Source organism: Brevundimonas sp. RM1 (assembly GCF_052907225.1).
Map to the genome: position 1 here is coordinate 132,110 of NZ_JBRERY010000003.1, position 12,119 is coordinate 144,228.

The window sequence follows — 12,119 nt, forward strand, 5'->3', positions numbered from 1 at the left end:
TAACTAGCTACGCTGGCCCAGCTTCGCCAGCGCCGTGAGGCGGGCGGCCAGGACGGCGACGGCGCCCGCCAGCAAGGGGCAGGCGATCAGCACCAGCAGATCGACCCAGGCCAGCGGCAGGGCCGGAGTCAGCCCGCCTTCGCCGCCAATCAGGCGCAGCCCGGCCAGCATCAACGCCGCCAGCCCCGCGCCCGCCGCGCCCGCGGTCGCGGCCAGCAGGCCGAAGCGTTTCTGGAACAGGGTGGCGACGGCGCCGTCCGAGGCGCCGTTGAGGCTCAGCGTTTCGATTACCGCGGCCTGGGCCGCCATGCCCGCGCGGGTGGCGTAGGCGATGGCCGCCGCCGTCGCCGCCGCGATCAGCAGGAAGGCGGCTCCCGCCAGGGCGGTGATCAGGCCCGCCGACCGCTCGACCTCGCCGCGCCACAGGCTGTGGTCGTCGACGGTGGCGTCCAGCCCGGCCTCGGCCAGGGCGCGGCTCAGGCTGGGGGCGCTGGCGGGCGCTTTCGGGTCCAGATGGACGATGACCAGATAGGGCAGGGGCAGGTCGGGCAGGGCCGCCTCGCCGACCCAGGGGCGCAGCAAGGCCTCGGCGGCCTTGCGGTCCATCGCCTGGGCCTCGGCCACGCCGTCGACGCCAGCCAGGGTCTCGGCGGCGCGGGCGGCGGCGGCCGGGCCGGTCTCGTCGACGCGCGGGCGCACCTGCACGGTCGCCTCGGCCCGCAGTTGCCGCGCCCAGCCGTGCGCGGCCCGGTCGGCGGCCAGGGCGCCGACGGCGGCGATCGAGGCCAGGAAGCACAGCACGGCGATGACCACGACCAGCCAGCGTTCGCCGCCCGCCTCGCGCGGCAGCAGTTCGGGCTGGGCGCTGCGGAAGCGGCCGATCATGCGAGGCCCTCCGCCGCGGCGGGCGCCGGGCCGGGCGCGATCTGCGCCAGGCGTCCGCCTTCCAGCCGCAGCACGGCGGCGCCGCTGCGCTCGGCCAGGGCCTCGTCGTGACTGGCGATCAGCACGGTGGCGCCCAGTTTGTTCAGCGACTGGAACAGCCGCATCAGTTTCTCGCCCATCGGCCGGTCGACGCTGCCGGTCGGCTCGTCGGCCAGGATCAGGCGCGGGCGGGCCACCACGGCGCGGGCGATGGCGAGGCGCTGCTTTTCGCCGCCGGACAGGGTCGGCGGCAGGGCGTCCAGCCGCGCGCCCAGGCCGACCCAGCGCAGCATCTCCTGCACGTCGGCGGCGTATTCGGCCGGGCGCTCGCCTGCCAGGCGCAGCGGCAGGGCCGCGTTGTCGAAGGCTGACAGATGGTCCAGCAGGCGGAAGTCCTGGAAGATGACGCCCATGCGGCGGCGAAGCGCGGGAACCTCGCGGCGGGGCAGTTGGGTCACATCCTGGCCGAACAGACTGATTCGCCCCGCCTGCGGTCGCGCGGCCAGGGTCAGCAGCCGCAGCAGCGAGGACTTGCCCGCGCCCGAGGGTCCGGTAAGGAAGTGGAAAGAGCCGTTTGGCAGAGTAAGGTTAACGTCCCGCAGCACGGCGGGCCTGTCCGCATAACCGAAGCCCACGCCCCTGAGGCGGACGGCGTCAGGCGCGGAGTCAGGGTCGGCGGCGCGGCGGATCGGATCGGGCATCGAGTTTCGTATTGGACCGGGGCGTTGCGCCGCGACAGGAGGGGGCGATAAGCCTCGCAGTCAGCTGACATGATACTGACCTGCCCCGCCTGCGCCACTAGCTATTTCGTTTCCGACGAGGCGATCGGCCCGAACGGCCGTCGCGTGCGCTGCAAGGCGTGCGGCCACGACTGGCGCGCGACCCTGGAAGACGCCCCTCTGGAACTGGAGCCGGCCGCCGCTCCGGCCGCTGAGGCCGAGGCCGCGCCGCACTATGACACCTTCGCCGAGACCCCGGCGCCGGAACTGCCCCGCGCCTTCCGCGCCAAGGCCGAGCGCAAGCGTCGCGTGCGCCAGGCGGCGGCGGCGGGGGCGGCCTGGGCGGCGGCGGCGGCCGTGGTGCTGGGCCTGCTGACCGGCGGCGTCCTGTTCCGCGAGGAGATCGCCCGCGCCTTCCCCCCGGCGGCGGGGGTCTACAAGTCGCTGGGTCTGGACGTGAACACCGTCGGGCTGGAGGTCGAGGCGCTGCGGGGCCGCACGACGCCGCACGATCCCGGCCGCACCCTGGTGTCAGGCGCGCTGCGCAATATTCGCGACATCGAAGTCGTCCCGCCGCCGCTGGTCGTGGTCCTCAAGGACGCCAAGGGCGCCACGGTGACGCGCCGCGTCCTGCGGCTGGACGGGCCGCCCATCCTGCCGGGGCAGGTTCAGGGCTTCGCCGTGGTCATTCCTGATCCGCAGGGGCGGGTGGCGGGATTGAGCGTCGACTATCTGCTCGAGGACGCGCTCAGGCCTGCCGCCAAGGCGTCCTCCAAGTCGACCTCCGCGCCGCGCGCAAAGACCTCGGACGACAGCGCCGTGCGGGAAGACGGCGGTCTGCGCCGCTGAGCGGTCTCGACCTTGATCCAGCTGCTTCGCCTCTCGACTCCGCCCCCGTCCAGGCGGTATCGGCGGGGGCATGGCTGACATCCAAGCGACCCCCGCCCCCACGGTTCTTCTGTCCCAGGCCGAGATCGAGGCCGTCGTGGCCGATCTGGCGCGCCGCATCGCCCCGCATGTCGACGATGAGACGGTGGCCGCCGTCCTGCTGACCGGTGGGCTGTGGTTCGCCGCTGACCTGACCCGCGCCTTGGCGCGCGAGGGCCGCAACGTCCGTTTCGACGCCCTGTGGCTGGCCTCCTACGGCGACGAACAGACCAGCCGGGGCCGGATTGAGGTCCGCGCCCCCTATCAGCGGCCGCTCGATGGGCGGAAGGTGCTGATCCTGGACGACGTGTTCGACACCGGCCTGTCGCTGGCCGAGGCGGTGCGGATCACCAAGGAGGCGGGCGCGGCCGAGGTGCTGACCTGCGTCTTCGCCCGCAAGCCCTGGCCCAAGCCCCGTGCGCCTGAGCCCGACTTCGTCGGCTGGGAGGCGCCGAACCGATTCCTGGTCGGCTACGGCCTGGACCACGCGGGCGGCATGCGCGGCCTGCCCGACATCTGCGCCCTGGACTGAGGCTTAAAGCCAGTCGGCCATCGGCTCGCGGGCGAACATTTGCTCATAGGTCGGGCGCGGACGGATGACGGCGTAGCGTTCGCCGTCGACCAGAACCTCGGCGGCCAGGGGGCGGGTGTTGTATTCGCCGCTCATCACCGCGCCATAGGCGCCGGCGCTCATGAAGACGACGAGGTCGCCCGCCTTCAGCGGCGGAAGGTCGCGATCGCGCGCGAAGGTGTCGCCAGTCTCGCAGACCGGGCCGACGACATCGTAGGGTAGGGCTTCGCCCGGCGTCGGTCGCACCGGCTTCAGGTCGTGGAAGGCGTCGTAGAGGGCTGGACGCATCAGATCGTTCATCGCCGCGTCCAGCACCAGGAAGCGGCGACCGTCCGTCCGCTCGTTGACCTGGATGACGCGGCTCAGCAGCACGCCCGCGTTGGCGGCCATCAGGCGGCCCGGTTCGAAGGCGGCCTCGACGCCCAGTCCGTCCAGCACGCGCGCGGCCATAGCCACATAGTCAGCCGGAGAGGGCGTCGCCGTCTCGCCGTAATAAGGCACGCCCAGGCCGCCGCCGAGGTCGAGGCGGGTGACGTTGTGCCCGTCAGCGCGCAGGCTCTCCGTCATCTGGCGCAGCACCCGGAAGGCGGCTTCCAGCGGGGCCAGGTCGGTGATCTGGCTGCCGATGTGGCAGGCCAGACCCACAGGCGTGACGTGAGGCGAGTTTGATGCGCGGGCGTAGAGCGCCATCGCCTCTTCGACCGGCACGCCGAACTTGTCGCCCGCGCCGCCGGTGGTGATCTTGGCGTGGCCGCCCGCGCCGATCTTGGGGTTCACGCGGATGGCGATGGCGGGCGCTGTGCCCTTGTCGGCCGCGACGGCGATCAGACGGTCCAGTTCGGCCGAGGACTCCACATTGATCTGGCGCACGCCGATGTCGATGGCGAAGGCCAGTTCGGCGTCGGTCTTGCCCACGCCCGAGAAGATGATGCGCTCGCCCGGAACGCCCGCGGCCAGGGCCCGGCGGATCTCGCCCTCGGACACGGTGTCGGCGCCGCAGCCGAGTTTCGCGAGCGTGGCCAGCACCGACAGGTTGGAGTTGGCCTTGACCGCGAAGGCGATCAGGGCCTCGCCCAGCGCGTCCTTATGCGCGTCGCACGCCTCGCGCAGCAGGCCGTAGTGACGGCGCAGCGTGGCCGAGGAATAGACGTAGGTCGGCGTGCCGACCATCTCCGCCAGCGCCTCCAGCGAGACGCCCTCGGCGTGCAGGACGCCGTCCTTGAGATCGAAATGGTGCACCGGCGGGGAGTCCAGTCAGAAGGTCGGAGCGAAGGCTCAGTTCATCGGCGGCGGCTTGCCGAACGGGTCGGACGTGCCGTTGTCGATGGGCATCTGGCGCGGCGGCAGGTTCTGCATCGCCGGTTCCGGCAGGTGAGCGGCCGACTTGTCGCGGATGGCGCGCTCGGTCTGCTTCTTCGGCGTGGCGCCTTGCGGCGGTTCGAGGTCGGCCATGCGGCCGCAAGCCGAGAGCAGAAGGGCGGCGGCGCCCGCCAGGATCAGGGTCTTCTTCACAGACGTCTTCGTCACAGGCGGCTTCTCCAGTCGGCGATGCGCGCGCGGACCTGCTCCGGCGCCGTGCCGCCGAAGCTCTGGCGGCTGGCGCAGGAGGCTTCGGGCGTCAGCACTTCATACACGCCTTCGGTGATCCGGCCATCCAGGGCCTGCAATTCCGTCAGCGGCAATTCGCCCAGCCCCAGGCCCAGGGCCTCGGCCCGCTTCACGGCGGCGCCGGTGACGTGGTGCGCCTGGCGGAAGGGCAGGTTCAGCTCGCGCACCAGCCAGTCGGCCAGGTCGGTGGCGGTCGAGAAGCCCGCGCCGGCGGCGGCGGCCATCCTCTCGGTGTTGGGGCGGATCACGGCGACCATGGCGGTCATGGCCGTCAGCGCCAGATCGAGCGCATCGAACGCCTCAAACACCGGCGACTTGTCCTCCTGCATGTCCTTGGAATAGGCCAGCGGCAGGCCCTTCATCACCGTGGTCAGGGCGATCAGGGCGCCGTTGATGCGGCCCGTCTTGGCGCGCACCAGTTCGGCGGCGTCGGGGTTGCGCTTCTGTGGCATGATGGACGAGCCGGTGGTCAGGTCGTCGGGTAGGGTGGCGAAACCGAACATCGGCGTCATCCACACCACGATCTCTTCGGCCAGACGCGACAGGTGGCCCGCCGCGATCGAGGCGGCGGCCAGGCTTTCCAGGGCGAAGTCGCGGTCCGACACGGCGTCGAGGCTGTTGGCCATCGGGCGGTCGAAGCCCAGCGCCTGCGCCGTCATGTGGCGGTCGATGGGGAAGGGCGACCCGGCCAGGGCGGCGGCGCCCAGCGGGTTCTCGTTCATGCGGGCGCGGGCGTCGGCGAAGCGCCCGGCGTCGCGGCCGAACATCTCGACATAGGCCATCAGATGGTGGCCGAAGGTCACCGGCTGGGCCGTCTGCAGGTGGGTGAAGCCCGGCATCAGGTCGCCCGCGTGCTGTTCCGCCCGGTCCAGCAGGGCGCCTTGCAGATCCTTCAACTGGGCCACGGTGCGGTCGCAGGCGTCGCGCACCCACAGGCGGAAATCCGTCGCCACCTGATCGTTGCGGCTGCGCGCCGTGTGCAGACGCCCCGACGGCTCGCCGATCAGTTCCGACAGGCGCGCCTCGACATTCATGTGAATGTCTTCATAGACGTCGCGGAAGGGGAAGGAGCCGTTCCGGATCTCGCCCTCGATGACGTCCAGACCGCCCAGGATGGCCTCGGCGTCGGCCGGCTGGATGATGCCCTGCTGGGCCAGCATGCGACAATGGGCCCGCGATCCGGCCAAATCCTGCGCCCACAGGCGTTTGTCGACGCCGATGGAGACGTTGATGGCCTGCATGATGTCGGCGGGCTTGGCGCTGAAGCGTCCGCCCCATAGAGACTGCCCCTGAGCGGGGACATCTTGCTGTGGTTTGGAAGGCGTATCGGACATGAGCGGCTCTGGGCGGACTTGGGCGGGCGTGGCGACGTTCGCGGTGATCGGCGTGATCGGCGTGGGCGCGGCGCTGCTATACGTCAATCAGAAGGGCGGAAGCAAAGAGTCCGCGCCTGCCGCAGCCGAGACTGTCGACCCGCAGTTGGCGGCCTTCGCCAAGGGATCGCTGGCGGCGCTTCAGACGCCCGCCTCTCAAGACGCCTTTCAGGCGGTGTCCGGCTATGTGTTCAAGAACGCCGACGGCGGCGATGTCCGCCTGGCCGACTTCGCGGGCAAGGTGACGGTGGTGAACCTGTGGGCCACCTGGTGCGCGCCGTGCAAGATCGAGATGCCGACCCTGGCGGCCCTGGCCGACCACTACAAGGCGCGCGAGGATTTCGTCGTCGTCACCGTCAGCATGGATGTGGAGAAGACGGCGGGCGAGGCGCGGGCCTTCATCGCCGAAAACGCGCCGCTGGAATTCTACATCGACCCGAAATTCCAGCTGGCCTTCGAGTTTCCGGGCAAGGGCGCCATGCCCCAGACCATTCTGCTGGATCGTCAGGGCCGGGTACGCGCCGTCCTGACCGGCGAGGCCGATTGGGCCAGCGCCGAGGCCAAGGCCCTGGTCGATCACCTGCTGGCGGAGGCGTAAGCCGACGAAGGCCCTCCCTCCTGCAGGCGAAGGGAGGGCTCTGGTTGATGTCCTAGTTCTTGGCCGGGACGCGGGTGTCCGTGGCCGGATCGACGGCGCCGGGGCGGCCCTCGGCGGCGGCCTGAGCCTGTTTGTCTTCCAGCTTGTCGGCGACCTTGCCCGCGCCTTCTTCGACCGCTTGCGCGGCCTTCATGGCGCCGGACTCGACGACTTCGCCCGTCTGGGCGGCGACGTCTGCGGCCTTGTCGCCGGCGGCTTCGGCGTTGGCCTCGGCCTTCTGTTGTTCGGCCTGGGTGCAGGCGGCGGCGCCGAGCGCCAAGACCGAGGCTGCGGCGATGGTCAGCATACGGATACGCATGGGTGAAAGCCCCTCTGAGATTTGAACCTTGGCGTTAACGTCTCTGGCCCGCCGCGGGTTGCGAACCGCCTCAGTCCAGATCGACCGGCAGCGTCTGGCTGGCCAGCAGCCGTTCCGTCGTCTTCCAGTGGTCCGGCCCCTGTCGCTCGACCCAGGCCTGCACCATGTCCCGGCCCAGGCCGTAGTTGATGACATAGGCGCGGTAGGTCTCGATGAAGCTCAGCCGCTGCGCCGCCCGGTCGCGCGCGACGAGGTTGTATTTCTGCAGCTGGTCCAGCGCCGTCTCGCGGTCGATGCGCCCGGCCAGATAGTTGTCGGCCACCGTATACTCCGCCCGCGCCAGCTCGCGCGTCAGGGCCAGAAGCTGCGTCTGGGCCTCGGCCGTCGCCGGGTCCAGCCCCGCTAGCGGATACAGCACGCGCGCTTCGAAATCGGTGCGATCATGGCCGGGGAAGGCCAGGTCGATGCCGTAGTTGGCGCTGCCCTCGGCGATGAAGGACATGGGGCTGAACAGAGGATAGACGCTCATCTCGACCCAGCCCTTGTCCTTGACGAAGGTCTGCTCCAGCAGGACGTTGTAGACGTGGTGGCCGGGATAGCCTTCGTGGCAGCCCAGATCGACCGCCCGGTCGATGTAGATGGGCAGGTCGGTGTTCACCTGGATCAGGCTGAAGGCGCCGCCCTTGAACCAGTTGTAGCCCGACCACGGCTTGTCGTTGACGAACTCCAGCGTGAAGGTCTCGCCGGCGGGCAGGGTGATGTGGCGTTCCGTGCGCGCCTTACACTCGGCGATGGCCGCGCGCATCACCCTATCCAGCCGGTCCTTGGGGACGACGTAGCGGGCGCGGAAGGCGGCGACCCGCTCGGCCAGCGGCCCTTCGCCGGGGACCAGGGCGTCGATGCGCGCCAGTACCGGGTCATAGGACGACAGCGGCCGCAACTCCGGCCGCACCCCGAACAGGGCCTCGGCCTCGTCGGCGAAGCCCAGCTTCTCGCCCTGCAGCATCCGCAGCCGCGCCGAGGCCGCCGAGACATGAGCCAGCAGATAGGCGCGGCGCTGGCGGCGTTGGTCGTCCAGTCCCCGTTCGGGCAGGGCCTCAAGGCGTCGAGTCAGGGCGGCCGCGCCTTCGGCCAACTGGGGCAGGGCGCGCGGATTGGCCTTGGCCGCCTCGGCCCATTCGGCCGGGCCGTAATAGGCGTCGACATAGCCCGGCTCGCGCTCGCCGATCTCCAGCGTCAGGGCGACATAGTCGCGGGCTACGGCGTCCAGGCTGTCGCTGCCCGGTTTCGGCGATGCGGCGCAGGCGGCCAGCAGGGCGGCGGCGCCCGCCAGGGCGGCGATGGTGGTGACGCGCATGGATGCTCCCTCTCTTCAACCGGCACGCTAGGCCGTCGCGCGTCATGCGCCAAGAAGGGACGTCGCGCCGAGATTCAGGGATTGAGACGATCCGGCCCATGCTGTAAGCACCGCCGTCCGGCCCTCGCGCCGCGTACGCACCCGTAGCTCAGCTGGATAGAGTGCTGCCCTCCGAAGGCAGAGGTCACAGGTTCGAATCCTGTCGGGTGCGCCACTTCGGTTTAAAACCGAGAACTCCGCCAGCGGCGGCGTAACTCCCACCATCACTAGACGCCAAGGCCCGCAGAAGCTCCGTTCGCGAGCCGATTACGCGCGCCTCGGTCTTGCTGATGACCTCCACTCGCTGGGTCAGGGCGCGCAGGTGATCCCGACGATAGCCGCTGGTGCGATCCCTCAGCTTGCGCCGGGCGGCGGTAGCGAACCGCGCCAAGGCGTCCGGTGTGATCGTCGGCGCCAACCGCTCCACTGACGCACTGATCCGCTCAGCGTCCGCCCGAGCCTGATCGCGGATGCCGGAGAGTTCGGCGACCCGATCTTTCAGCGAAGCGTCGTCCGGCGCCAGCAGGCCGTTCTCGATGGCTTCATAGAGCCGGTTCAGCTTGGCCTCGGCCTCTGTCGCGCGCTTGCGCATCTCCGCGATGTGACCTCGCCTCTGGTCGGCCCACTCCTCCCGACGATCCAGAAGCTGCTCCATGAGCGCTGTGAGGCGATCCGGATCAAGGAGCCGGGTTTCGAGGTGGTTGATGATCGCGTCATCCAGCTTGTGCATGGGAACAGCCAACCCAGTGCATCCCGCCTCGCCCATCCGCGCCCTGGTCGAACAGGCGTAGTAGCGATACTGGCCGCCCGCCTGACCCTTTCCTGTTCTCAAGGTCATCGCGCCGCCGCAGAATCCGCAGAAGCAGATGCCCGTCAGCAGGTTCGGGCCGGTCGAAACACGCGGCGGTGTCCACTTGGGATTCCGCGACGCCAGGCGCACCCGGACCGCCTCGTAGTCCGCCCTCGACACGATAGGCGGCACCGCCATCACGGCGTGCTCGGATTCTGGCTTCGGCGTTCTGGTCCTGTGGTCGCGGGTGTTGAACCTGTGCTCGCCCATGTAGGTGGAGCGCGTCAGAATCTGATGGACCGTGCTGATGCCCCAGCGCCCGCCGTCGCGCGTGCGAATGTTCTGATCGTTGAGCCGCGTCGCGATGGTCTTCAGTCCCATCGGCCCCTGCGAGCCGTCACCGGTCAGCGCCCAGCGGTAGATGGTCCGAACCGTCTCGGCCTGAAGCGGGTCGATCTCCAGCGTCTTCTTGATCTTGGCCCCGCGCTGCTCGGCGGCGACGATGCGGTAGCCGATGGGCGGTCGGGCGCCGTTCCAGAACCCCTGGCGGGCGTTCTCCTTCATGGCTCGCAGGGTGTGCTTGGCGTTCTCACGGGATTGGTATTCGTCGAAGAGCGTCATGATCTGGCGCATCATCACGCTCATGGGGTCGTCACCCAGCTCCTGGGTGATCGAGACCAGACGCACGCCGTTCTTCGCCAGCTTCCGCACATAGAACTCGAACTGGAACTGATCGCGGAAGAAGCGAGAGAAGCTGTGCACCACGATGATGTCGAAGGCGGGCGGCTTTATCAGCGCCGCTTCGATCATGGACTGGAAGGACGGACGCCGGTCGTCGGTGGCGGTGTTGCCCGGCTCGACATACTCCGCCGTCGTCTCCCATCCCTTGCTCTCGCAATAGGTCTCGAGCTGGCGGCGCTGGTCCGGGATAGAGAGGTCGTTGACGGCCTGCCGCCCCGTCGAGACCCTCAGATAGAGGGCGGCTCGGGTCTGGACGCTTGGGGTAATGGTCGTACCGCTCATGCCCTGCTCCTCTCAGAGGCGCGGACCCAGAATCTCGTCGAGCACCTCGCCAAGCCACGCCTCCACCGCCAGAAGCTCGGCCGGGCTGATCGGGAGATCATCGGGCCAGGTGACGGTGATGCGGACGGCCGACTGTACGCCAACTTGCCGGGCTGGCGGAGTCCGGCGCCGATGCGCCACGGGCTCTGATGACGGCTGGACGTACATGCCCGACAAGCTGTCCGCTCCATAACCGTGCGCATATTCGTAACCTCTCCCTCGCAAATCTCCGGCCGCCGCTTTCTCGCAAGGCGGATCGATCCATCGATCCATGCCAGGCCCCCAGCGGCGGCGGCCGACCGGGTCAACGCCTGCGGCGTCCGCCGCAGCCCGCAGGGCGCGGAGCGGGGTTGAAGCGGGCGGACGGCGCTGCTCCTCACCACGCAATGAAGGTCAATACGGCCAAGCCTGTCAGACAATGCCGGCGCAAAGCCTATCCTGCCCTAGACCCTCATTGCCCTTCAGAAGGCTCGCAACCGCACACCTCATCGACGGCTCGGCCCAAGCGAACGAGCGCCTCCGCCAGGCGCGTTTCGACCGTCTTTTTCTCGATTCCCAGATGCTCCGCGATCTGCTCCAGAGGCATTCCGGCGAAGCGATGGAGAACGAAGACGTCGCGACAGCCGCGTGGCAGTCGGCGGATCGCCCGGACGAGAACCCTGCGCTGGCGTTCTTCGGCTGATCGACGAGGACGCCGTCGGAGCGGCGAGGGCCAGCGCCTCATGGGGTCGCTTCACATTCCACTCCGATGGCGGCCTCCACTGCGCTGAGGAGGTCGCAGATGGCTTGGTCGATCGCGTCGGGCGGTAGCGGCAGTTCCGGATTGCACATACCGGAACGCAGGGCGCCGGAAGCGTAGAGCGGTCCGAGCATGTCGGCGAGTTCGGCGATGCCGTCTGGGATGTTTTGAAACCCCAACATCCGGACGCACCTAATCGCCTTGGTCAGATCGTGACGGAGGTAAGCGCGGTTCCAGTCGTCGGAGAGGCCGCGATGGAGCAGGTAGGCCTTGAGGCCGAGTTCGATGGCGATGGCGGAATGGTAAGCTGACCGGGCGCCGATACGGTCATCATCGGTCCAGGCCATCGCATGGAAGGCGCGCGCGTTGTGGGCGAACGCTCGCGCAAGGTGGAGGTCGGGATCGCGCCGTCGGGTTCTCATGACACCACGCTTGCTGAGTCCGCTGTCGCTTCCCCACGAGGAGGAATCACCCGTCTCTGGGTCTCTTGGTGGTCAGGCATGCGTGACCTCCCGCGCAGCCGCCCGGTCGCTCAGATCATGCTGAACGGTGGAGTTTCGGAGTATTTCGGTTAGAGTTCAGCGGAATTCGCCGACCAAGTCAACAGAATTCTGCAACTAGTCGGAGGTTTTCGCTAAAAATGATCAATCCCGCCCAAATCCGGATGGCTCGCGCAGGCCTTGGCATCAGCGTTCGAGTACTGGCTGAACGGTCCAACGTGGCTGAATCAACCATTCACCGCTTTGAGGCTGGCAGGGGTGGGATGCAGACTAATACACTCGAGCGCCTTCAGTCCGCCCTCGAAGCGGACGGCGCCATCTTCGTGTCAGCCGATGCGACGGGCGGACCGGGTGTCCGACTGAAGGCCTGATTTTAAGAGTCTAGGTCACGACAATCAGGGTGTTGCGTCGCTCCCTCTGGGTCTCACAATGATTGAGATAGTGGTTCAAGGCGCTCCAAAAAAACACTGGTACGCAATAGTCTACGCGCGTTAACGACCTCTCATAAACTGCCAAGATTTCCATCCTCGGTAATCATATTGTGCCGCTCAACC

Annotated in this window: 15 protein-coding genes and 1 tRNA gene; 5 read left to right on the plus strand and 11 right to left on the minus strand. The window is 68.7% G+C overall.

Going from position 1 to position 12,119, the window contains the following annotated elements; all coding sequences use genetic code 11:
- Positions 1-3 precede the first annotated feature (3 nt).
- The gene (locus ACU5AP_RS04385) at positions 4-885 is read right to left on the minus strand and encodes a cell division protein FtsX (RefSeq protein ID WP_046652374.1); all 882 of its coding nucleotides are present in this window, start codon (positions 883-885) and stop codon (positions 4-6) included.
- Entirely contained in the window at positions 882-1,625 is a 744-nt protein-coding gene (locus ACU5AP_RS04390) for a cell division ATP-binding protein FtsE (protein WP_446680840.1), read from the minus strand. The genes ACU5AP_RS04385 and ACU5AP_RS04390 overlap by 4 nt, the downstream gene beginning before the upstream one ends.
- 69 nt (positions 1,626-1,694) lie before the next feature.
- Here ACU5AP_RS04390 and ACU5AP_RS04395 point away from each other — a divergent pair, with 69 nt between their 5' ends.
- Positions 1,695-2,492, plus strand: coding sequence for a DUF3426 domain-containing protein (locus ACU5AP_RS04395; protein WP_446680841.1), 798 nt, complete (start codon positions 1,695-1,697; stop codon positions 2,490-2,492).
- 70 nt (positions 2,493-2,562) lie between these two features.
- The gene (locus ACU5AP_RS04400) at positions 2,563-3,102 is read left to right on the plus strand and encodes a phosphoribosyltransferase (RefSeq protein ID WP_446680842.1); all 540 of its coding nucleotides are present in this window, start codon (positions 2,563-2,565) and stop codon (positions 3,100-3,102) included.
- Between the two features lie 3 nt (positions 3,103-3,105).
- Here the strand turns inward: ACU5AP_RS04400 and lysA are convergent, their stop codons facing one another.
- Genes lysA through argH form a run of 3 tightly spaced genes read right to left on the minus strand, consistent with a single transcriptional unit; the run spans position 3,106 to position 6,083 of the window.
- Positions 3,106-4,380, minus strand: a complete 1,275-nt coding sequence (gene lysA, locus ACU5AP_RS04405; RefSeq protein WP_128718901.1) for a diaminopimelate decarboxylase — start codon at positions 4,378-4,380, stop codon at positions 3,106-3,108.
- A 36-nt stretch (positions 4,381-4,416) separates the two neighbouring features.
- Positions 4,417-4,668: an LPS translocon maturation chaperone LptM gene (gene lptM / locus ACU5AP_RS04410; protein ID WP_223850705.1), complete on the minus strand. Its 252-nt coding sequence runs from the start codon at positions 4,666-4,668 to the stop codon at positions 4,417-4,419.
- A complete protein-coding gene (argH, locus tag ACU5AP_RS04415; RefSeq protein ID WP_128718900.1) occupies positions 4,665-6,083 on the minus strand; it encodes an argininosuccinate lyase in 1,419 nt (472 codons plus the stop codon). The genes lptM and argH overlap by 4 nt, the downstream gene beginning before the upstream one ends.
- On the opposite strand from argH, the gene ACU5AP_RS04420 reads away from it, so the two are divergent.
- Positions 6,082-6,720: a TlpA family protein disulfide reductase gene (locus ACU5AP_RS04420; RefSeq protein WP_128718899.1), complete on the plus strand. Its 639-nt coding sequence runs from the start codon at positions 6,082-6,084 to the stop codon at positions 6,718-6,720. The two genes, argH and ACU5AP_RS04420, sit on opposite strands and share 2 nt — an antisense overlap.
- A 52-nt stretch (positions 6,721-6,772) precedes the next feature.
- Here ACU5AP_RS04420 and ACU5AP_RS04425 read toward each other — a convergent pair whose 3' ends face one another.
- Both ACU5AP_RS04425 and ACU5AP_RS04430 read right to left on the minus strand, forming a co-directional pair.
- Positions 6,773-7,078 carry a hypothetical protein gene (locus ACU5AP_RS04425; protein ID WP_040346247.1) on the minus strand — a complete coding sequence of 102 codons (306 nt, stop codon included), beginning with the start codon at positions 7,076-7,078 and terminating at the stop codon, positions 6,773-6,775.
- Between the two features lie 70 nt (positions 7,079-7,148).
- On the minus strand, positions 7,149-8,435 hold the full coding sequence (locus tag ACU5AP_RS04430; RefSeq protein ID WP_128718898.1) for a hypothetical protein: 1,287 nt from the start codon (positions 8,433-8,435) through the stop codon (positions 7,149-7,151).
- Positions 8,436-8,572: 137 nt separating this feature from the next.
- On the opposite strand from ACU5AP_RS04430, the gene ACU5AP_RS04435 reads away from it, so the two are divergent.
- A tRNA-Arg gene (locus tag ACU5AP_RS04435) sits at positions 8,573-8,649 on the plus strand.
- Here ACU5AP_RS04435 and ACU5AP_RS04440 read toward each other — a convergent pair.
- The 4 genes from ACU5AP_RS04440 to ACU5AP_RS04455 all read right to left on the minus strand — a co-directional run bounded on the left by ACU5AP_RS04440 (position 8,620) and on the right by ACU5AP_RS04455 (position 11,487).
- Positions 8,620-10,287 (minus strand): recombinase family protein, encoded by a 1,668-nt coding sequence (locus ACU5AP_RS04440; protein ID WP_446680843.1) that lies wholly within the window; start codon positions 10,285-10,287, stop codon positions 8,620-8,622. The two genes, ACU5AP_RS04435 and ACU5AP_RS04440, sit on opposite strands and share 30 nt — an antisense overlap.
- Positions 10,288-10,299: 12 nt before the next feature.
- Positions 10,300-10,599, minus strand: coding sequence for a hypothetical protein (locus ACU5AP_RS04445; RefSeq protein ID WP_446680844.1), 300 nt, complete (start codon positions 10,597-10,599; stop codon positions 10,300-10,302).
- A 178-nt stretch (positions 10,600-10,777) separates the two neighbouring features.
- Entirely contained in the window at positions 10,778-11,050 is a 273-nt protein-coding gene (locus tag ACU5AP_RS04450; protein ID WP_446680845.1) for a sigma-70 family RNA polymerase sigma factor, read from the minus strand.
- Positions 11,047-11,487, minus strand: coding sequence for a hypothetical protein (locus tag ACU5AP_RS04455; RefSeq protein WP_446680846.1), 441 nt, complete (start codon positions 11,485-11,487; stop codon positions 11,047-11,049). Before ACU5AP_RS04455 ends, ACU5AP_RS04450 begins: the two co-directional genes overlap by 4 nt.
- Before the next feature lie 242 nt (positions 11,488-11,729).
- On the opposite strand from ACU5AP_RS04455, the gene ACU5AP_RS04460 reads away from it, so the two are divergent.
- The gene (locus ACU5AP_RS04460; protein ID WP_446680913.1) at positions 11,730-11,936 is read left to right on the plus strand and encodes a helix-turn-helix domain-containing protein; all 207 of its coding nucleotides are present in this window, start codon (positions 11,730-11,732) and stop codon (positions 11,934-11,936) included.
- The last annotated feature ends 183 nt before the right edge of the window (positions 11,937-12,119 follow it).

What these genes read in the sequence shown, in the direction of transcription:
- ACU5AP_RS04385 (WP_046652374.1), bottom strand. Translation starts at nt 885, where the DNA reads ATGATCGGCCGCTTCCGCAGCGCCCAGCCCGAACTGCTGCCGCGCGAG.
- ACU5AP_RS04390 (WP_446680840.1), bottom strand. Translation starts at nt 1,625, where the DNA reads ATGCCCGATCCGATCCGCCGCGCCGCCGACCCTGACTCCGCGCCTGAC.
- ACU5AP_RS04395 (WP_446680841.1), top strand. Translation starts at nt 1,695, where the DNA reads ATGATACTGACCTGCCCCGCCTGCGCCACTAGCTATTTCGTTTCCGAC.
- ACU5AP_RS04400 (WP_446680842.1), top strand. Translation starts at nt 2,563, where the DNA reads ATGGCTGACATCCAAGCGACCCCCGCCCCCACGGTTCTTCTGTCCCAG.
- ACU5AP_RS04420 (WP_128718899.1), top strand. Translation starts at nt 6,082, where the DNA reads ATGAGCGGCTCTGGGCGGACTTGGGCGGGCGTGGCGACGTTCGCGGTG.
- argH (WP_128718900.1), bottom strand. Translation starts at nt 6,083, where the DNA reads ATGTCCGATACGCCTTCCAAACCACAGCAAGATGTCCCCGCTCAGGGG.
- ACU5AP_RS04425 (WP_040346247.1), bottom strand. Translation starts at nt 7,078, where the DNA reads ATGCGTATCCGTATGCTGACCATCGCCGCAGCCTCGGTCTTGGCGCTC.
- ACU5AP_RS04430 (WP_128718898.1), bottom strand. Translation starts at nt 8,435, where the DNA reads ATGCGCGTCACCACCATCGCCGCCCTGGCGGGCGCCGCCGCCCTGCTG.
- ACU5AP_RS04440 (WP_446680843.1), bottom strand. Translation starts at nt 10,287, where the DNA reads ATGAGCGGTACGACCATTACCCCAAGCGTCCAGACCCGAGCCGCCCTC.
- ACU5AP_RS04445 (WP_446680844.1), bottom strand. Translation starts at nt 10,599, where the DNA reads ATGGATCGATGGATCGATCCGCCTTGCGAGAAAGCGGCGGCCGGAGAT.
- ACU5AP_RS04450 (WP_446680845.1), bottom strand. Translation starts at nt 11,050, where the DNA reads ATGAGGCGCTGGCCCTCGCCGCTCCGACGGCGTCCTCGTCGATCAGCC.
- ACU5AP_RS04455 (WP_446680846.1), bottom strand. Translation starts at nt 11,487, where the DNA reads ATGAGAACCCGACGGCGCGATCCCGACCTCCACCTTGCGCGAGCGTTC.
- ACU5AP_RS04460 (WP_446680913.1), top strand. Translation starts at nt 11,730, where the DNA reads ATGGCTCGCGCAGGCCTTGGCATCAGCGTTCGAGTACTGGCTGAACGG.